The sequence below is a fragment of the Klebsiella sp. X1-16S-Nf21 genome (assembly GCF_002837615.1).
Taxonomy (GTDB): domain Bacteria; phylum Pseudomonadota; class Gammaproteobacteria; order Enterobacterales; family Enterobacteriaceae; genus Klebsiella; species Klebsiella variicola.
Genome location: NZ_PJDK01000064.1, coordinates 1 through 19,552 on the forward strand (window position 1 = coordinate 1; position 19,552 = coordinate 19,552).

General features: G+C 57.3%; 20 protein-coding genes. 8 read left to right on the plus strand and 12 right to left on the minus strand.

All coding sequences use genetic code 11. The features are described 5' to 3' along the window. The 3 genes from CW267_RS22950 to ybiB all read left to right on the plus strand — a co-directional run. On the plus strand, positions 1–737 hold a 737-nt coding region (locus tag CW267_RS22950; RefSeq protein ID WP_264755089.1), incomplete at its 5' end, for a helicase-related protein. A 187-nt stretch (positions 738–924) separates the two neighbouring features. After that, a complete protein-coding gene (gene dinG / locus CW267_RS22955) occupies positions 925–3,081 on the plus strand; it encodes an ATP-dependent DNA helicase DinG (protein WP_008805767.1) in 2,157 nt (718 codons plus the stop codon). Between the two features lie 29 nt (positions 3,082–3,110). Beyond that, entirely contained in the window at positions 3,111–4,079 is a 969-nt protein-coding gene (gene ybiB / locus CW267_RS22960; RefSeq protein ID WP_008805768.1) for a DNA-binding protein YbiB, read from the plus strand. Positions 4,080–4,187: 108 nt separating this feature from the next. Here the strand turns inward: ybiB and ybiJ are convergent, their stop codons facing one another. The 4 genes from ybiJ to CW267_RS22980 form a co-directional block, all read right to left on the minus strand. Continuing rightward, a complete protein-coding gene (gene ybiJ / locus CW267_RS22965) occupies positions 4,188–4,448 on the minus strand; it encodes a DUF1471 family protein YbiJ (RefSeq protein WP_004176772.1) in 261 nt (86 codons plus the stop codon). Between the two features lie 285 nt (positions 4,449–4,733). Beyond that, entirely contained in the window at positions 4,734–5,000 is a 267-nt protein-coding gene (locus CW267_RS22970; protein ID WP_002895824.1) for a DksA/TraR family C4-type zinc finger protein, read from the minus strand. A 20-nt stretch (positions 5,001–5,020) separates the two neighbouring features. After that, positions 5,021–5,281 (minus strand): DUF1471 domain-containing protein, encoded by a 261-nt coding sequence (locus CW267_RS22975; RefSeq protein ID WP_016160534.1) that lies wholly within the window; start codon positions 5,279–5,281, stop codon positions 5,021–5,023. A gap of 139 nt (positions 5,282–5,420) precedes the next feature. Further along, positions 5,421–6,035 (minus strand): flavin reductase family protein, encoded by a 615-nt coding sequence (locus tag CW267_RS22980; RefSeq protein WP_012968656.1) that lies wholly within the window; start codon positions 6,033–6,035, stop codon positions 5,421–5,423. A gap of 96 nt (positions 6,036–6,131) precedes the next feature. On the opposite strand from CW267_RS22980, the gene rlmF reads away from it, so the two are divergent. Beyond that, a complete protein-coding gene (gene rlmF / locus CW267_RS22985; RefSeq protein ID WP_100781276.1) occupies positions 6,132–7,046 on the plus strand; it encodes a 23S rRNA (adenine(1618)-N(6))-methyltransferase RlmF in 915 nt (304 codons plus the stop codon). Here the strand turns inward: rlmF and ybiO are convergent, their stop codons facing one another. From ybiO to rhtA, 6 genes are all read right to left on the minus strand, one after another. Next, positions 7,047–9,242: a mechanosensitive channel protein gene (ybiO, locus tag CW267_RS22990; RefSeq protein ID WP_012542377.1), complete on the minus strand. Its 2,196-nt coding sequence runs from the start codon at positions 9,240–9,242 to the stop codon at positions 7,047–7,049. Positions 9,243–9,354: 112 nt separating this feature from the next. Continuing rightward, positions 9,355–10,077, minus strand: a complete 723-nt coding sequence (glnQ, locus tag CW267_RS22995; RefSeq protein ID WP_008805775.1) for a glutamine ABC transporter ATP-binding protein GlnQ — start codon at positions 10,075–10,077, stop codon at positions 9,355–9,357. Beyond that, the gene (glnP, locus tag CW267_RS23000; protein WP_002895837.1) at positions 10,074–10,733 is read right to left on the minus strand and encodes a glutamine ABC transporter permease GlnP; all 660 of its coding nucleotides are present in this window, start codon (positions 10,731–10,733) and stop codon (positions 10,074–10,076) included. Before glnP ends, glnQ begins: the two co-directional genes overlap by 4 nt. A gap of 125 nt (positions 10,734–10,858) precedes the next feature. After that, positions 10,859–11,605, minus strand: a complete 747-nt coding sequence (glnH, locus tag CW267_RS23005; RefSeq protein ID WP_004886198.1) for a glutamine ABC transporter substrate-binding protein GlnH — start codon at positions 11,603–11,605, stop codon at positions 10,859–10,861. A gap of 430 nt (positions 11,606–12,035) precedes the next feature. Next, entirely contained in the window at positions 12,036–12,539 is a 504-nt protein-coding gene (gene dps, locus CW267_RS23010; protein WP_002895841.1) for a DNA starvation/stationary phase protection protein Dps, read from the minus strand. A gap of 237 nt (positions 12,540–12,776) precedes the next feature. Next, complete coding sequence (rhtA, locus tag CW267_RS23015) at positions 12,777–13,664, minus strand: threonine/homoserine exporter RhtA (protein ID WP_008805776.1); 888 nt, start codon at positions 13,662–13,664, stop codon at positions 12,777–12,779. Positions 13,665–14,015: 351 nt separating this feature from the next. On the opposite strand from rhtA, the gene ompX reads away from it, so the two are divergent. Continuing rightward, positions 14,016–14,531 carry an outer membrane protein OmpX gene (ompX, locus tag CW267_RS23020; protein ID WP_008805777.1) on the plus strand — a complete coding sequence of 172 codons (516 nt, stop codon included), beginning with the start codon at positions 14,016–14,018 and terminating at the stop codon, positions 14,529–14,531. 90 nt (positions 14,532–14,621) lie between these two features. Here ompX and CW267_RS23025 read toward each other — a convergent pair whose 3' ends face one another. Together CW267_RS23025 and mntS are read right to left on the minus strand one after the other, a co-directional pair. Beyond that, entirely contained in the window at positions 14,622–16,202 is a 1,581-nt protein-coding gene (locus tag CW267_RS23025; RefSeq protein ID WP_012968654.1) for a phosphoethanolamine transferase, read from the minus strand. A 268-nt stretch (positions 16,203–16,470) separates the two neighbouring features. Next, positions 16,471–16,596 (minus strand): manganase accumulation protein MntS, encoded by a 126-nt coding sequence (mntS, locus tag CW267_RS23030; RefSeq protein WP_012968653.1) that lies wholly within the window; start codon positions 16,594–16,596, stop codon positions 16,471–16,473. A gap of 185 nt (positions 16,597–16,781) precedes the next feature. Here mntS and mntR point away from each other — a divergent pair, with 185 nt between their 5' ends. From mntR to CW267_RS23045, 3 genes are all read left to right on the plus strand, one after another. Next, a complete protein-coding gene (gene mntR, locus CW267_RS23035) occupies positions 16,782–17,255 on the plus strand; it encodes a manganese-binding transcriptional regulator MntR (RefSeq protein ID WP_008805779.1) in 474 nt (157 codons plus the stop codon). Beyond that, complete coding sequence (locus tag CW267_RS23040) at positions 17,252–18,364, plus strand: anion transporter (RefSeq protein ID WP_012542373.1); 1,113 nt, start codon at positions 17,252–17,254, stop codon at positions 18,362–18,364. The genes mntR and CW267_RS23040 overlap by 4 nt, the downstream gene beginning before the upstream one ends. Positions 18,365–18,471: 107 nt before the next feature. Then, positions 18,472–19,512 carry an aldo/keto reductase gene (locus CW267_RS23045; RefSeq protein ID WP_008805781.1) on the plus strand — a complete coding sequence of 347 codons (1,041 nt, stop codon included), beginning with the start codon at positions 18,472–18,474 and terminating at the stop codon, positions 19,510–19,512. Positions 19,513–19,552 lie beyond the last annotated feature (40 nt).

A 19,552-nucleotide genomic window follows, 5' to 3' on the forward strand; every position in this document is an offset into this window, starting at 1 on the left:
AAGTGGAAGTGGCGCGTCGCAACACCGCGTCCGAGCAGATCACCCAGCACGTCCATTTCGTTGATAAGAACCGCAAGCGCGAACTGTTGTCGCAGCTGATCGGCGAAGGCAACTGGCAGCAGGTGCTGGTGTTTACCCGCACCAAGCATGGCGCCAACCACCTCGCGGAGCAGCTTAATAAAGACGGCATCCGCAGCGCGGCGATCCATGGCAACAAGAGCCAGGGAGCGCGTACCCGCGCGCTGGCCGACTTTAAATCCGGCGGCATTCGCGTGCTGGTTGCGACCGATATCGCCGCCCGTGGTCTGGATATCGAAGAGCTGCCGCACGTGGTGAACTACGAGCTGCCGAACGTACCGGAAGATTACGTCCACCGTATCGGCCGTACCGGTCGCGCGGCGGCCACCGGTGAAGCCTTGTCGCTGGTGTGTGTGGATGAGCATAAGCTGCTGCGCGATATCGAGCGCCTGCTGAAAAAAGAGATCCCGCGCATCGCGATTGCCGGCTATGAGCCGGATCCGTCCATTAAAGCCGAACCTATCCAGAACGGTCGCCAGCAGCGCGGCGGCGGTCGTGGGCAAGGTCAGGGACGCGGTGGCCAGGGTCAGGGACGCAGCGGACAGCCGCGCAGCCAGAACAGCGCCCCGCGCCGTCAGGACGGCGAGGCGCCGAAAGCGCGTACGCAGGACGGCAAACCGCCGCGCCGCCGTCGTCCGCGTAAACCGGCTGGCGAATAACACGCTGATGCCCCGGCCGCGATAACGCGGCCCGGCTCAGGCCCGTCTGTCCGCTACGCGGCGGCGGGCCTTTTTCTTTCCATTACACTATTTGTCGAGCACGCTTCCACACTCAGCAGAAAGCAATACCTCCAGGCGGGCAAAAATGGCACAATAGTGGCTGTTTATACAGTATTCAGGTTTTCTCATGGCTTTGACCGCTGCGCTGAAAGCGCAAATCGCCGCCTGGTATAAGGCGCTTCAGGAACAGATCCCGGACTTTATTCCCCGCCCCCCGCAGCGGCAGATGATCGCCGATGTGGCGAAAACCCTCGCCGGGGAAGAGGGCAGGCATCTGGCTATCGAAGCGCCGACCGGCGTCGGTAAAACGCTGTCATACCTGATCCCGGGCATCGCCATCGCCCGGGAGGAACAAAAAACGCTGGTGGTCAGCACCGCCAACGTCGCCCTGCAGGATCAAATCTACAGTAAAGACCTGCCGCTGCTGCGTAAAATTATTCCCGACCTGCGCTTTACCGCCGCCTTCGGTCGTGGGCGCTACGTCTGTCCGCGTAACCTGACGGCGCTGGCCAGCACCGAGCCGTCGCAGCAGGATCTGCTGGCCTTCCTCGATGACGATCTCACCCCGAACAACCAGGCCGAGCAGAAGCTGTGTGCGACCCTGAAGCAGGACCTCGACAGCTACCGCTGGGACGGCCTGCGCGATCATACCGATAAAGCCATCGATGACGCGCTGTGGAGCCGGCTGAGCACCGATAAGGCCAGCTGCCTGAACCGCAACTGCCACTACTATCGCGAGTGCCCGTTCTTCGTGGCACGGCGGGAAATTCAGGAGGCGGAAGTGGTGGTGGCCAACCATGCGCTGGTGATGGCGGCGATGGAGAGCGAGGCAGTGCTGCCGGAGCCGAAAAACCTGCTGTTGGTCCTCGATGAAGGCCATCATCTGCCGGACGTCGCCCGCGACGCGCTGGAGATGAGCGCTGAGATCACCGCCCCCTGGTTTCGCCTGCAGCTGGATCTGTTCTGCAAGCTGGTCGCCACCTGCATGGAGCAGTTTCGTCCGAAAACCACACCGCCGCTGGCCAATCCGGAGCGGCTCACCGGCCATTGCGAAGAGCTGTTCGAGCTGATTGCGTCGTTGAATAATATTCTCAATCTCTACATGCCCGCCGGTCAGGAAGCGGAGCATCGCTTCCCGATGGGCGAACTGCCGCAGGAGGTGATGGAGATCTGCCAGCGGTTGGCGAAGCTCACCGAGATGCTGCGCGGGCTGGCGGAGCTGTTTCTTAACGATCTCAGCGAAAAGACCGGCAGCCATGACGTGGTGCGCCTGCATCGGGTGCTGCTGCAGATGAACCGCGCGCTCGGCATGTTTGAAAGCCAAAGCAAGCTATGGCGCCTGGCGTCGCTGGCGCAATCCTCAGGCGCGCCGGTAACCAAATGGGCGACGCGAGTGGTGCGCGACGGCCAGATCCATGTCTGGTTCCACTGTGTCGGCATCCGCGTCAGCGATCAGCTGGAACGGCTGCTGTGGCGCAGCGTACCGCATATCGTCGTGACGTCAGCGACGCTGCGCTCGCTAAACAGCTTCTCGCGCCTGCAGGAGATGAGTGGTCTGAAGGAGAAAGCGGGTGACCGCTTCGTGGCGCTGGATTCGCCGTTCAACCACGTGGAGCAGGGGAAAATTATTATTCCTCAAATGCGCTATGAACCGCTGATGGATAACGAAGAGCAGCACATTGCCGAGATGGCGGCCTATTTTCGCCAGCAGGTAGAGAGCAAGAAACATCTCGGGATGCTGGTGCTGTTTGCCAGCGGGCGGGCGATGAACCGCTTCCTGGAGCATGTGACCGATCTGCGCCTGATGCTGCTGGTGCAGGGCGACCAGCCGCGCTATCGGCTGGTGGAGCTGCATCGCAAACGGGTGGAAAGCGGCGAGCGCAGCGTGCTGGTGGGTCTGCAGTCCTTTGCCGAAGGGCTGGATTTAAAGGGCGATCTACTAAGCCAGGTACATATCCATAAAATCGCCTTTCCGCCCATCGACAGCCCGGTGGTGATCACCGAAGGCGAATGGCTGAAAAGCCTTAATCGTTACCCTTTCGAGGTACAGAGTTTGCCCAGCGCCTCCTTTAATCTTATTCAGCAGGTGGGGCGTCTGATCCGCAGCCATCACTGCTGGGGAGAGGTGGTGATTTACGATAAGCGTCTGTTGACCAAAAACTATGGCGCGCGTCTACTGAACGCGTTACCTGTTTTTCCCATAGAGCAGCCGGGCGTCCCGGAGGTTATAGTAAAACGGAAAGCAAAACAGACAGCAAAACAGTCAGGCCGCAAACGTCGCTGACGCCGGCGCGTGATGCACCAGGGGGAGCCATGGAGTACAGCAAAATTATAAAAGAGGTGGGTCGCGGTAAGAATCATGCCCGCGACCTCGATGAAGAGACCGCCCGTGCGCTCTATGCGCGGATGCTGGACGGCGAGGTGCCGGAGCTGGAGCTGGGGGGAATATTAATCGCCCTGCGCATCAAAGGCGAAGGCGAAGCGGAGATGAAAGGGTTTTACGCGGCGATGCAGCAGCATACGCTGCGCCTGACCCCGCCGGCCGGCAAGCCGATGCCGATTGTCATCCCCAGCTACAACGGCGCGCGCAAGCAGGCGAACCTGACGCCGCTGCTGGCGATGCTTCTGCACAAGCTGGGGTTTCCGGTGGTGGTTCACGGCGTCAGTCACGATCCCACCCGGGTGCTGACCGAGACCATTTTTACCCTGCTGGATATTCCGGCCACCCGGCACGCCGGACAGGCTCAGGCGCAGCTGGAGGGCCATGAACCGGTGTATATCCCGGTGGGGGCTTTCTGTCCGCCGCTGGAGAAACAGCTGGCGATGCGCTGGCGGATGGGCGTGCGCAACAGCGCCCATACCCTGGCCAAGCTGGCTACACCGTTTGGCGAAGCGGAGGCATTGCGTCTCTCCAGCGTGTCGCATCCGGAATATGTTCCGCGGGTGGCGAACTTCTTTCGTGAGACCGGTGGCCGCGCGCTGTTGATGCACGGTACCGAGGGCGAAGTGTATGCCAACCCGCAGCGCTGCCCGCAGATCAGCCTGATCGATGAGCAGGGCGTGCGGGTGCTGTACGAACGCCAGACTGAGACGGCAGCGGAGGCGGTGGTCCTGCCGGCCTCGAAAGATCCCGAGGTCACGGCGCGCTGGATCGAGCGCTGCGTCGCCGGCGTCGAACCGGTGCCCCACTCGTTGAAAATTCAGCTTGCCTGTTGTCTGCTGGCCAGCGGGGAAGTCACCACCCTGGAGCAGGGCCTCAGCCGCGTCAACGACTGCTGGTGATCGGATCTGCAGGATAAAAAAAAGCCCGTCCGGTGGCTCGGACGGGCAAGGCAAGGGTATTAAAGGTCTTTTCAGGGTTAATTCAGTGGCTTACAGAGGGAACAGCGATTATTTATAGATAACCGCAGTACCGCTCAGTTTGTTGTTGGTGTTAGCGGAAGTAATGCTGTAGCCGGTCGCGCCAGCGGCTTCGGCTTTAGCAGCCAGTTTTGCTTCCAGACCATCTAAAGTGGTTGCGCCTTGCGCAGACACCACACCGATTTTATTCATGCTTTCTGCCTGAGCGGGGGTGACCGGTTCGGCGGCAAAGGCGCCGAAGGAAAGGGCGGTCAGAGCGATGGCAGCGGCAGCATATTTGATGTTTTTCATAGTTAATCTCTCGCAGGTTGTTCTGTTCAGGGGACGATGTTCCGTCGATGTGATAAGTATCACGCTTTTTTGCGGGAGATAAAATCGAAGGAAATTCACAGTCTTCATCGAATTTTTTGAATGATTAATAATTTACTGATTATTAATAAATTATTTCTCATTCTTTTCGTCACGAAGCGTAGCGAGGAAGACCGACGCGTTTAAGGGCACATATTGCGACTTTTTCCGCCAAAAAATGTGCGCGAAAAGATAATGCGAAAGGCTGTCATGAACGGTAAAGGAAAGTCAGCGTAGCTGGCTATCCTTGGATCCGCGGCGATTATATCCTGAAAATGTATTGTTATGTAAATCTTTCTCCTGCTGGCACTTCACGCAATATCTGACCCCTGGGATGGCCTGTCGACGGGCCTCCGGAATCGGCTCCCCACATTCATCACAAAATTTGTTGCTTTCGCCGCGCGGAAGCTCGCGGCGCGCGCGAGCCACCGCATCGTCAATGGTGCTGTCGATCTGATCCTGAACGGCCCCATCGCCTGCCCAACCTGATGCCATCGTCTGCCTCCTGTGAAAGGTTATTGATAAATTATAGCTGAACCGTGCAGTCGGTTACCGCTGCTGGCGGCATTGACCCGCCAGGCTATCGCCCCCTGGCGGTGGGCCTTATCCGCGAGGGCGGCCACCAGATCATCAAGGGTGCTGGCACCGGAGGCGGAGACGGTGCCGACAGGGCGGAGCGGCCCGGCATAGGGCAGTACGGGTGTCGGTGGCAGGGGAGAGGCCGCGGTGGCATGAGCGGTGAGCGCAGCGGCGAATAGCAGCGAGGTGATTTTCATCAGCATATCCTCATAAACAGCATGGGACATAGCTTAAGTGTAGGTCTTTCCCGACCGTGCGATAGGGAATTTTTAATGCAAAACAAGGCGTTTAGTAGGCTACCGGCGCAGGGCAGCGGTACTCTGGCCGGTAGATTATTTAGCGGGCGTCAGGGCGGATCATGTCAAAACGCAGACTATCATCAATACTGTAATAGGCGCTCGGACCTCCGGCGCGCAGGATCGGCTGGGCGCGGGCGGTTTGATAGATGCCGTTGTCCAGCAGTGATTCATCAATATGCACGGCGACCACTTCGCCGAGCACCAGCCACGTATCAACAGGGTTACCGTCGGCGGTGGTGAGTTGAATACATTGTGACAGACGGCACTCAAAGTTCACCGGACTCTCCGCGACTCGGGGGGCGCTGACCAGGCGGCTGGCGGCGGCGGTGAGACCGGCGCGCACGAACTCGTCCTCATGGTGCGGGATCGAGGCAGACGTTTCATTCATCGCCACGGCCAGCGGTCGCGTCGCCAGGTTCCAGACGAACTCCTTTGTTTCGACGATATTTCGCACGCTGTCTTTCCAGCCGCTGCTGGCGAAACCAATGATCGGCGGGCGATAGTTAAAGCAGTTAAAAAAGCTGTATGGCGCCAGATTTCGCTGGCCCTCGGCGTCCTGCGAGGCGATCCAGCCTATCGGGCGAGGCCCGATTATCGCGTTCAGCGGGTCGTGCGGCAGGCCGTGGCCCTGCGAAGGTTGATAAAAGTACATGCTGCACCTGTCACGGATAAAGGAGATATCCAGACTCCCTTATTTACCGCGCCGCCGTCAACGGGTATCTTACGCGGCTGTTCAAAGGAGATTGTCATGAAAGCCCAGAAACCGGGGTTACACCCGCGTAACCGCCACCATCAACGCTACGACCTGCCTGCGCTCTGCCAGGCGCATCCTGACCTGCAGGGATACATTACGCTCAATCCGCTGGGTGAGCAGACCATTGATTTTGCCAATCCGCAGGCAGTAAAGGCGTTGAATAAAGCGCTGCTGGCGCATTTCTACGCGGTCAAACACTGGGACATTCCTGACGGTTTTCTCTGTCCGCCGGTGCCCGGGCGTGCCGATTATATTCATCATCTGGCGGATCTGCTGGCGCAGGATAGGGGCGAGGTGCCGAAGCAAGCCACGATCCTTGATATTGGTACCGGCGCCAACCTCATCTATCCCCTGATCGGCGTTCACGAGTACGGCTGGCGCTTTACCGGCAGCGAAATCAGCCCGGAAGCCTTCGCCAGCGCGCAGGCGATTGTCAATGGCAACCCCGGATTGACCCGGCAGATCCGTCTGCGTCGGCAAAAAGAGAGCCAGGCCATCTTCCACGGCGTCATCCACAAAAACGAGACCTATGACGCCACGCTGTGTAATCCGCCGTTCCATGACTCCGCAGAGAGCGCCCGGGCGGGCGGTGAGCGCAAGCGCCGCAATCTCGGACTCGGCGCCGACAGCGCGCTTAACTTTGGCGGTCAGCAGCAGGAGCTGTGGTGCGAAGGAGGCGAAGTGGCCTTTATCTCGCAGATGATCCGCGAAAGTCAGGCCTTCGCCCGCCAGGTTAAATGGTTTACCTCGCTGGTGTCGCGCGGCGACAATCTGCCGCCGCTCTACCGCCTGCTGACCGAGGTTGGGGCCGTGAAAGTGGTGAAAAAAGAGATGGCCCAGGGTCAAAAGCAGAGCCGCTTTATCGCCTGGAGCTTTATGGACGACGCCAAACGCCGCCGTCCGTTCTAACTACTCGGCGGCCGGGCTGTCTGAGCCCGGCATCGGCAGCTGTTGCCAGGTCTGTACCGGGGCGCGAACCCCGGCGCGATCGAAGTGCTTTTTCACCTGAGTGTCGAGGGCAAAGCGCACCGTCCACTGCTTCAGCGGCAGGGTGGTGAAGCTGACGCGTAGCGTAAAGGCGGTATTGCTCAGCCCCACCAGCCCGGCGAATGACGGTTCGCCAATGATCAGGCCGCGGATCTCCTCCTGGGCCAGCAGATCGTCCACCGCCGCCTTCAGAGCCTGGCTGGCTTTATCCAGATCCTCATGACGGTCGACATCATAGTTGGCGACTACCGAGCCAATGCCGCGCACGAAGTTGGCAAAAGTGGTGATCGAGGACCAGGGAATAATGTGATAGGCGCCGGTATCCTGCCGTACCCCCACGGAGCGAATCGACATTCGTTCCACGGTGCCGGTCAAAGGGCCGATGGTGACCAGGTCGCCGGTATTCATCCCGTTCTCAAACTGGATAAATATGCCGGTGATAATATCTTTAACCAGCGTTTGCGCGCCAAACGAAATCGCCAGCCCTAACGCCCCGGCGCCCGCCAGCAGCGGCGCAATGTTAACCCCAATCTCCGAAAGCAGGATCATCACCGTGATGGTGCTGATCACCACCGCCAGCGCGTTGCGAAACAGGGTCAGCAGCGTCCGGGCCCGCGCGCTGGGCAGCGGGCGACCATGGATATCCGAGGCCAGCCGGTTTTCGATCAGGCTGGCCAGCACCGTCCAGCCGATGGCAGAGAAGAAGAGGATGAGGGCGATGCGGATCAGCACATCCACCGTTTTTTGCCCGGCATCGTTATGCAGCCATTCGCGGAAGTCAAACAGGCCCCAGGCGCTCAGCAGCAGCATGACGGCGACGCAGACGGTGAGAATGCGCGCGGCCTTCAGCGAGGCGGAGATCCAGCCATTCAGCCGCTTTTGCAGCTCAGGATAATTGCGCTGGGTGGCGGGTGACAGGGTGATGGTTTTGGCTATCCAGCGCGACAGGATGCCGGACACCAGCGCCGCGCCGCCGATAATGGCCAGGCTGCGCAGGGTGGCGCCCATCATGAATTTCAGGCTATTGCCCGGGTCGAACAGGGAGAAGAAAAAGAGCACCACAAAGTAGGCGCAGGCCAGCCAGTGCCAGACCAGCGCGAAGGCGCGGATAAACAGGCTAAAGAAGGAGAGCGAACGGTCGGCCAGATGGATTAGCCCCTGCGTAATCAAGGTCTTGTTATGAAAAATCAGGTACAGCGCCCACAGCGTAATGCACAGCATGATGACGACGTTAGCCAGCGCGCCAACCTGAACATTCACCTGATTGGAGATAATCGGCACCGCGACGATCAGGCCATAGCCAATCAGGCTGCTGAGCGCGCTCAGGCGCAGGCTCCAGTATGACGCGGCTTCGTCGCTGAGGTTAAAAGGCCGGAGCGCCGGGATGCGCGGGCAGAAAATGAGCCGCAGAATGGCTTTAAAAAACTCGATCAACGCGAAGGCGTTGAGGAAAAGACTCTGCTGGAAGGCGATGGTGGGGTTATTACCATTCAGGCGATCGCTTAACAACTGGCCGACAAACAGGGTCAGCGCCAGCAGCAGCAGGTCGATAACAAACGCCCCGGCGATGGTCAGGGGCAGCTGGAGCCAGTTTCCGCGATCGCGGTTTTTATGCCGCCCCCATTCACCCATTTTGCGATACAGCGGCAGCGCCGCAAGACGCACCAGCCACCAGAAGGCAAAGACCAGGCCGGCCAGCAGTAAAAAATGCCAGGCCGCGCTGGTGAAGGTTTGCGAATTAAAAGGTTTATGCGGTGAGCCGGTGATATTGCGCCACAGTTGAGAGAAGCGAGACGAGAGCTGCTCGCCGTATTCCCGGCTGATCTGCGTGACGTTCTCCAGCACCGTGGTCTCTTCTTTCACCGCCGGCGGCGTCAGCGTCGGGGTGCTGTCTGGCGGCGGCGTGGCGGCTGCTTTACGCAGCTGGTCAATGAGCTCCTGACGGGCGCTGTCGTTAGCCAGCACGTCAGCCAGCGCGGCGTAGGCCGCTCTTTTCTGTTCCGCATCGGGTTCGCTGGCGCTGGTTTTATCGGCGTTAGCTGTCGGCACGCCGGGCAGGGCGGCGGCGGAAAGCGGGGCAGTAAACAGTGCAGCGAGCAAAAGCAGGATCCACGGCATGGGCACCTCCGTTGCAACGTAAACGGGTAAGTATAGAAGCCGATGGCGGAAGGGGAGGGAAGAGGAATCTGGAAAAGCGGCTCTCTCCGCGGAGGAAGAGAGCCGTTGCGGGTCAGGCGACGTGCTGCAGGAATTCGCGCAGGCGCGGGCTTGGCGGGTTCTTCACCAGCTCCTGCGGGTTGCCGTCTTCAGCAATGCGTCCTTTGTCGATAAAGATCAATCGCGAAGCCACTTTTTCGGCAAAGCCGATTTCGTGGGTTACGATCACCATCGTCATCCCCTCTTCAGCCAGATCCTGCATCACCTTGAGCACTTCATGGCGCAGTTCCGGGTCGAGCGCGGAGGTCGGTTCATCAAACAGCATCATCTTTGGCTTCACCGCCAGCGCGCGGGCAATGGCCACACGCTGCTGCTGGCCGCCGGAGAGTTCAGACGGATAGTGATGCGCGCGCTCGGCCAGGCCGACTTTCGCCAGCAGATCTTTCGCCTGCTTCTCTGCCGCCTGCTTGCTGGCGCCGCGCACCCGCAGCGGACCAAACATGACGTTCTCCAGCGCCGTGAGGTGCGGGAACAGATAAAACTGCTGAAATACCATCCCGGCTTCCTGACGAATCAGACGTTCGTCCACCTTCGGGTCGTTGACCTTCAGGCCATCGACAATCAGATCGCCGCTGGTGATCTCTTCCAGTTTATTGATGCAGCGCAGCATCGTTGATTTACCGGAGCCGGACGGGCCGATAATGACCACCACTTCACCCTGATTAATTTTCAGGGAGATATCGTGCAGCACCTGGGTCGGGCCAAAGTGCTTGGAGACGTTTTTAAATTCAATCACAGGATTTTCATCCTTCTTTCAAGACGACGCAGAATAAAGCTCAGGACCAGGGTGATAATCAGGTAGATAACAGCAACGGCGCTCCAGATTTCCAGGGCGCGGAAGTTGCCCGCGATGATCTCCTGTCCCTGACGGGTCAGTTCGGCGACGCCGATGACGATGAACAGCGAGGTATCCTTGATGCTGATAATCCACTGGTTGCCCAGCGGCGGCAGCATGCGGCGTAGCGCAAGCGGCAGGATCACGTGGCGAATGGTTTCGCGACGCGACAGGCCCAGCGCCAGGCCCGCTTCGCGGAAGCCTTTATGAATGGACAGCACCGCGCCGCGGGTAATTTCCGCGATATAGGCGCCCGAGTTAATCATGATGGTCACTACCGCTGCGGAGAAGGGGTCGATGCGCAGGTCGCTAAAGGCCATCGGCAGCGCAAAGTAGATGAACATGACCTGCACCACAATCGGGGTGCCGCGAATGATTTCAATAAACACCAGTGCGATGTGGTTGGCGATCCAGCCGCCGAAGCAGCGGGCGAAACCGGCCACCAGACCGATTATCAGGCCGCCGGCCAGGCCGAGGACGGAAATCCACAGCGTCATTTTGGCGCCTTCCAGCAAAATCGGAATGGCAGGCCAGATGGCACTCCAGTCAAACTGCATAATACGTTCCTGTTACCGTGTCGAGAGCAGAGGAAATCCTCCGCCAAAATACGGTCTCCCGCCGAGTCTGTGCCGGAAGACCGTTGTGATGTCGCCGGAGCTGCGTCTGGCGAAGTGTGTTCTTATTATTTTGGTTCAGTGCCGAACCATTTTTTATAAATTTCGTTGTAGGTACCATTCTCGCGCAGCGTTTTCAGCGCACCGTTCACTTTCTCACGCAGCTCGTCGCTGCCTTTCGGGAAAGCGATACCGTAGTTTTGCGCTTCCAGTGATTCGCCTACCGCTTTGAACTTGCCGTTGCCTGCGGTTTTGATGAAGTACAGAATATTTGGCGTATCGTGCAGCACGGCATCAGCGCGGCCGGTACCCAGTTCCATATAGGCGTTATCGATGTTCGGGAACTGACGCAGATCTTTGGTTTTGATATTGGCTTTCGCGTAATCAACGGAGCCGGTACCGCTCTTCACCGCGACCACTTTACCGTTCAGATCTTTCACATCTTTGATGTCGTTATTATTGGCGTTGACCATCACCAGCAGGCCGCTTTTGTAGTAGCCGTCGGAGAAGTCGATCGCTTTTTTACGTTCGTCGGTGATGGTGATCCCGGCCAGCGCCAGATCGATATTTTTAGTTTGCAGCGCCGGGATAATGCCGCTGAAGTCCATTGGCTTCAGGGTGTAGTCGAGCTTCAGCTCTTTGGCGATAGCCGCCCACAGGTCAACGTCAAACCCGACATATTTATCGCCTTGCTTAAATTCGAACGGGACGAACGCCGTATCGGTGGCGACAACCAGGGTCTTATTGGCGGCATGGGAAGAAACCGCAAAAGCCAGGGTCAGTGCAGCCAGTGAAACTTTAAATACAGACTTCATAGCATTTCCTTTTATATCCACGGGACGATCCCCTGCGAGAACGACTAGCCTAATGAAAAAATCGTGCCACTTTTACAAGCTGTTGTTTTTCAACAAACGAAGCGCGAGCGGTTGCACAATTTCGATCATGACAGGCACTTACTGCACCAGGATGGGGCGTCACTTTGGTGCGTTATAGAGTTGCTGAATAACGAGCACATTTTTAGCGCAAACCCTGATGGGAAAACAATCTCAACGTAACGATTGTGTGAGGTGATTATTACAATTGTTTTACTTTTGCGCGCATTTTCATCAATTTGGCGCCCTAAAACAGTGCATGGCCAGCAGGGGGACGAAAAGCATAGAAGGGGAAACGGATAGAACGGAAAACAGAAAGGTGGGCGAGAAAAGTAAAGGCGCCGCCGACCGCGCTGCGGCCGGCGGCAAAGCCTTACTCGATATTCGCTTCAATGAACCACAGGAATTTATCCAGATCGCGGGAGGCCGCGGTGAAAATATCCGCAGTATCCTCGTCTTTGGCTTCATCGATCGCCTTGCGCACATCGTTAGCGACGACGGCATAGCGGTCAGCCAGCGCTTTCAGGTGATCCTGAACGTGATGGATATCGAGCGGGTAGCTCTGCAGCGGCGTTTTGCTGTTAATGACCTGAGTGGTGCCCAGTGCGACGCCGCCCAGCTGCACGGCGCGCTCCGCCATGGTGTCCAGGTGCTCGGTTAGCGCGGTACGGAAGCCATCCAGCATTTCGTGCACGGCGATAAAGTTCGCACCGCGCATATTCCAGTGTGCCTGCTTGGTGATAAGTGACAGGTCAATGAACTGGATCACCTGGCGATTCAACAGCTCAATGGTCGCTTTCTTTTCGCTGTCAGCGACATCGTTGCGGGTATAGACCAGATTAGATGCTTTTGATTTAACCAGTTTTGCGGTACTCATCGTTTCATATCCTCTTGATATTGATGCTCGTCACACTTCAAATCTGAATGATGTGGAGCGTTGTCCCAGGTAACTTCGGGACTAAGTATAGCAAGGGTTTCAAAGAGTGAGGCATCGGCAGGCCATATCACTTCGATAGCGCAAAGTGGTTGGTTATTTTGAAAGTCGCTAAATATCATAGGGTTATATTTAGCTGAACGGCCCGGATTTCTCACGGGCCGGCGGCGTAACAGAATGTTAATTGATATCGACTTGCTCGATTTTACTTTGTCGCTGCATGGTCAGCGTGGCGCCCATCGAGGCGATAATGATCGCGCCCAGCGCCAGGGTCTGGGAGAGCTTCAACGTTTCGCCGAGGAAGACCATACCGGAAAGGGCGGCTAATGCTGGTTCAAGGCTCATCAGCGTGCCGAAGGTGCGCGTCGGCAGGCGCGTCAAGGCCATCATTTCGAGAGAGTAGGGCAGCGCGGTTGAGAGAATAGCAATCCCCAGCCCCATCGGCAGCAGCGACCATTGCCACAGCGTATCCGTAGCCTGCGCCATGCCTAACGGAACAAACACCAGCGAGGCGATGAGCGACCCCATCGCCACCGTGGCTGGCCCATGCTCTTCACCGGCGCGCTGCCCGGTCAGAATATAGACCGCCCAGCAGGCGCCGGCGCCCAGGGCAAAGAGCGCGCCGGTTAAATCGACCTGCGCCACGTTCTGCCCCAGCGGCAGGAGATACCACAGTCCGAGGATCGCCAGCGCCACCCAGACAAAATCCAGCGGTCGGCGCGAACCAAACAGCGCCACCGCCAGCGGGCCGGTAAACTCCAGGGCTACCGCCACGCCGAGCGGAATACGCTGCAGGGATAAATAAAAGAGATAGTTCATCGCGCCGAGCGCCAGGCCGTACAGTAGCAGCGGCACGCGCTGCGCCGGGGAGAAACGTAACCGCCATGGCTTGAACACGACCACCAAAATCAGCGTCCCGAGCGCCAGGCGCAGGGCGGTGACCCCCGGGGCGCCGACCAACGGGAACAGCGATTTGGCGAGCGATGCGCCGCTCTGAATCGAGGTCATGGCGATTAAAATCACCAGAATCGGCAACCATGCCGCCGCTTTTCGGGATGGACCGGGCATCCTTTCTCCTGTCAGGTTTTGTCAAAAGTCGTAAAAGTGCCAGTGTACTGGAATAACCTGCTGACGGTTGAGCTAATGTTGAAAAAAACAGAGGCAAAAACAGTAGAATGGCGCACGTTGCTGAGAAATTCGCCAGGTGATTAAGATTAATCTGGATGCTTGCGAATTTCTTAATGAGCGTTAAGATGTACGTTAACGCCAAAAATTGTTGTTTTCCATATTGTTATAGAAATATGGAAACTTTTGGTTACATGAAAAAGTATGTTAGACAATGTAAACTCCAAAGAGTTTCCCAAAAGTTTTTGATATATTTAAGGCTTAGGACTTATTAGAAACACATTTGAGGTGGTTATGAATAAAATTGCACGTCTTTCAGCACTGGCCGTTGTTCTGGCTGCATCCGTAGGTACCACTGCATTTGCTGCAACTTCTACCGTAACCGGCGGTTACGCGCAGAGCGACATGCAGGGTAAAGCGAACAAAGCTGGCGGTTTCAACCTGAAATACCGTTACGAGCAAGATAACAACCCGCTGGGCGTTATCGGTTCCTTCACCTACACCGAAAAGGATAACACCAGCAACGGTACTTACAACAAAGGTCAGTACTACGGCATCACCGCAGGTCCGGCTTACCGTCTGAACGACTGGGCAAGCATCTACGGTGTAGTGGGTGTTGGTTACGGTAAATTCCAGAACAACAACTTCCCGAACCAGAAATCCGATATGAGCGACTACGGTTTCTCCTACGGTGCTGGTCTGCAGTTCAACCCGATCGAAAACGTTGCTCTGGACTTCTCCTACGAGCAGTCTCGTATTCGTAACGTTGACGTCGGTACCTGGATTGCTGGCGTGGGTTACCGCTTCTAATCACTCCGGTGATATAAAAAATCCGCCTTTCGGGGCGGATTTTTTTTGCCTGTTGCCGGCCAGCCTGAGCGACTGGCCGGGCCTGCACGATTAATTGACGGTGAACTCATCGGTACCGAGGTGAGCGTAGTCCACCTTCTGCAGCTGGAAGTTGGTGATGTACACCGGACCGGCCTTTTGCTCAGAGATAAAACGATAGCGCGGGACGATTTCCGCCGCCTTGATCCCGGTCCACTGGGAGAAGAAACTGAGGAAATCATTCGCTGAGCGCTGCGCTTTAATCACTTTATGCGCTTTGTCATCGCTGGACAGCACCATAAACGGCACCTGGAAGTTCTGCTGGAACTTATCGTCATGCGCCAGATACTGCACCTCTTTTCCCCGCTCCTTGAACGCCAGACCATGATCGGAAAAGTAGGTCAGTGAAAAGGTATCGCCGGAGTTTTGCAACTGACTGTATAGCTTAGCCAGCAGCGAATCGGTCTGCGTCATGCTGTAGAGATAACAGGAGGTCTCTTTCGACTGGACGAAAACCGTGTACTTGCCTTTGGTCCGATCGCAGGCCTGCGGGTGAGAGCCCATCAGATGCAGGACAATCAGCTGCGGCTGGGTGCGCTGCGTAGAGAGTACCTGCTCGGTCAGCTTTAATAACTGCTCGTCCTGAGTATTTTTATTGGCCTCGAAATCGCCGTTTTTCAGGAACTGGACTTCATCCGCACGTTTGGCGATGCTGGCGATAGCGGTGTCGTACTCGCCAATCTGCCCCTGGTTGGAGAACCACCAGGTCTGGAAACCCGCGCGGTTGGCGAGGGTGACAAAGTTATCCTGAAACTGCGGTTTGCCGTCGACCACCCGGTTAAGCGTCAGGCCGAGCGATTTCTGCGTCGAGCCGCTGGCGGCGACATAGTTGTTAAACAGATAACCGTTTACTGAGCTGGCAAACGGCGTGTTATCCCAGTGGCCGCCGAAGGCGCCGAGGGCGTCGCGACGGGCGCTCTCGCCAATCACCACCACATAGAGATGGTACTTTGGCTTCACCGCCAGCACGTGCCAGCTGTCTTTCATGCCGGCCAGCTGCGCCATTCGCGCCTGCTCGTCCAGCACCTCGTTATTATTCACCACCACGTCTTTCACAAAACGAAAGGCCGGATAACCGGTGTCAATCACCTTGAACACGCCGCCCCAGGCGAGGTTTTGCACCGGCTGCAGAAAGAAGATCCCGACGCTGAACAGCAGGCCCAGGGTCTCCATTTTTCCCCAGCGGGAGGGCTCAACGATCCTGCGGCGGACCGCAATGATCCCCAGTGCGAAAATGAAGACCGCCAGCAGATAGTTGTACCACGGGAAGATGGTCAGAATTTCCGTAGATTCTTCCACGTTGGTCGCGTGCAGCGCCAGCAAGGTGTTGAAATTGGGGGCGCCGTAAGCCTGGCCAAAGGGGTAATACAGGGCCGCCAGCAGCGAATAGGCGCCGACTACCCCTTTCTGGACGCGCGGAAAAGCGCGCCACAGAAGATGTAACACGCAGGTAAATGCCACGGTATAGAGCAGGCTAAATTCATAGCCCAGCGCCAGGTTAATCAACAGCGATTGTAAAAAGTAGAATCCTGTCCATGGGTTCAGTGCCAGTCGGCGGGCGACCAGCGTATCTTTCAGGGTGGTGACATTCATAGTAAACAATCAAAAAGAGGCCATGCGCATCCCCTGGCGACAAGGGGTAAAACCTGCTGGACAGTGCGTGAAGAGGGTCTCTGCGAGCCGCGAATGTGGCAGGGCTGTGCAAAGATAGGGCTTGTAAATGGTAAGGTCAACCAGACATAACAGATTGTTTTGCGAGGGCGCTTACAAAACTTGAAAAAAGGTCAGGGAAACGGGGGAAACCGGTCATTTTGCCGGCAGAAGATGACAGAAAAATGAAGCGGCATACCGCGACGCCGCCTTAGGAATGGGGTTTGTCCTGCTGTGGTTTACCGTTGATCATCTCGCACAGCATACCGATCAGCATTAATCGTACTTTAAAGGGGGAATGGCTAAACACGTTTAAGCACCTCTTGAATTCGTTCATCTGCTCTCCTCCTGCCTGTTCACGCCGTCAATCCATGATGGCTGTTTGCATTACATACAGATATAGCACAGGCTATATTTTATAGCTATGGCTAAAACGTTAATTTTTTGTGCTCTTGGCGCAATCCATTACAATGTGGATCTTTTTATATGATGCTTGACGCGTCACACGAATGAGGAAGCACAATGAACCGTCGCGCAGGTAAGCCAATAACAAAAAAAGTGACGCAGTTAGTAAATGTTGAAGAGCACGTTGAGGGGTTCCGTCAGGTGCGGGAAGCGCATCGCCGCGAACTGATCGATGACTATGTGGAGCTGATCTCCGATCTGATCAACGAAGTGGGGGAGGCGCGCCAGGTGGATATGGCGGCGCGTCTTGGCGTTTCGCAGCCCACGGTCGCCAAAATGCTCAAACGCCTGGCCAGCGTGGGTCTGATCGAACAGATCCCCTGGCGCGGGATCTTCTTAACCCCGGAAGGGGAAAAGCTGGCCCAGGAAAGTCGCGAACGCCACCAGATTGTGGAAAACTTTCTGCTGGCCATTGGCGTCAGTCCGGAAATCGCCCGCCGCGATGCGGAGGGAATGGAGCATCACGTGAGTGAAGAGACGCTGGCGATGTTCCTGAAATTTACCCAGAAACAGGGATCCCAGGAAGCATGACTCTTCCCTTTGTTCAGTCGCTGCTGCGCGACCGTTTTTTACACCTGCTGCTGATTATCGCCTGTGTGCTCAGCGCCATCGTGCCGTTTGTCCCGGCAAGCTGGCCGGCGGCCATTGACTGGCATACCATCATCACGCTCAGCGGCCTGATGCTGTTGACCAAGGGCATTGAACTGAGCGGCTACTTTGACGTGCTGGGGAGGAAAATGGCCCGCCGCTTCGTGACTGAGCGCCAGCTGGCCATCTTTATGGTGCTGGCGGCAGCGCTCCTGTCCACCTTCCTGACCAACGATGTGGCCCTGTTTATTGTGGTGCCGCTGACGCTGACGCTGAAAAAGTGGTGTGCGATCCCGGTTAACCGTCTGATTATCTTCGAAGCGCTGGCGGTTAACGCCGGGTCGCTGCTGACGCCGATCGGCAACCCGCAGAACATTTTGCTGTGGGGACGGTCCGGCCTCTCTTTCGTCGGGTTTATCGGCGAGATGTTACCCCTGGCGGCGGCAATGATGTTGACCCTGCTGGTGCTGTGCTGGTTCTGTTTCCCGGCAAACCGGCTTAGCTACCAGAGTAGCGATAAGGCGCCATCGTGGCAGCCTAAGCTGGTCTGGAGCTGTCTGGGATTGTATCTGGTGTTCCTGACCGCGCTGGAGATGAATCAGGCGCTGTGGGGGCTGGCGCTGGTGCTGCTGGGCTTCCTGATTCTGGCCCGGGCGGTGATCGTCCATGTGGACTGGTCGCTGCTGCTGGTGTTTATGGTGATGTTTATCGACGTCCACCTGCTGACCCAGCTTCCGGCGCTGCATCATGTGCTGAGCGGCGTCGGGACGCTTTCCGGCGGCGGACTGTGGCTGACCGCCATCGGCCTGTCTCAGGTGATCAGTAATGTGCCCTCGACCATTCTGCTGCTCAACTATGTCCCGCCGTCGATACTGCTTGCCTGGGCGGTTAACGTGGGCGGCTTTGGTCTGCTGCCAGGATCGCTGGCCAATATCATCGCCCTGCGCATGGCCAGCGATCGGCGGATCTGGTGGCGCTTCCATCTTTACTCCATTCCTATGCTGCTATGGGCGGCCATCAGCGGCTATTGGCTCTTTAAACTCTGCGCCTGATTTCTGCAGAATTGGGCAAGAAACTGACAGAAACACCCCATTCGCACGCCTCGACACAGCGGTATAACTATACCGCTGACGTTAACCATCCTGTTGAGGAGAGTGCTATGCGATATCAAAAACTGGGCAATACCGGTCTGTTTGTCTCTGAGCTGTGCCTGGGCACCATGACCTTCGGCGGCGAAGAAGGGATGTGGGGCAAAATCGGCCAGCTGCGCCAGGCTGAAGCCGAACAGCTGGTCGGCAGCGCGCTGGACGCCGGGATCAACTTTATCGATACCGCCAACGTCTACTCGGAAGGGCGCTCTGAAGAGATTACCGGTCAGGCGCTGAAAAACCTGAAAATCCCGCGTGAAAACGTGGTGGTGGCGACCAAAGTGTTTGGCGAAACCGGCACCGCCGGCGTGAACTCGCGCGGCAGCTCACGGTACCACATCATGGGCAGCGTGAAAGAGAGCCTGCGCCGCCTGCAGCTCGATCATATCGATCTCTATCAATTGCACGGCTTCGATCCGGCGACGCCGATCGAAGAGACATTGTCGGCCCTGGATACGCTGGTACAGCAGGGGCATGTGCGCTACATCGGTGTTTCAAACTGGGCGGCCTGGCAAATCGCCAAAGCGCTGGGCATCGCGGAACGCCTTGGACTCTCGCGCTTTGCTTCTCTGCAGGCCTACTACACGATTGCCGGGCGTGACCTGGAACGTGAGCTGGTGCCGATGCTGCAAAGCGAAGGACTCGGCCTGATGGTCTGGAGCCCGCTGGCGGGCGGCCTGCTGAGCGGGAAATACCGCCGCGACGGCGAGGCGGAAGCGGGTGGTCGTCGCCTGGCGTTCGACTTTCCGCCCGTGGATAAAGCGCGCGCATTTGATTGCATCGACGTCATGCGGGTGATAGCTGAAGCAAAAGGGGTATCGGTGGCGCAGATTGCCCTGGCGTGGCTGCTGCATCAGCCGGCGGTGACCAGCGTCATTATTGGCGCCAAACGGGCCGAGCAGTTGCAGGATAACATCGCTGCGACCGCTATCCGCCTGAGCGATGATGAGTTGCGCCAGCTTGACGCGGTCAGCGCCCTGCCGCGCGAATATCCGGGCTGGATGCTGGAGCGACAGGGGGAATATCGTCGTCATCAGCTTGACGCGCAGTAACGCCGTTTTTTCCGTGCCTATAAAGATCGCCGCTTGCGGC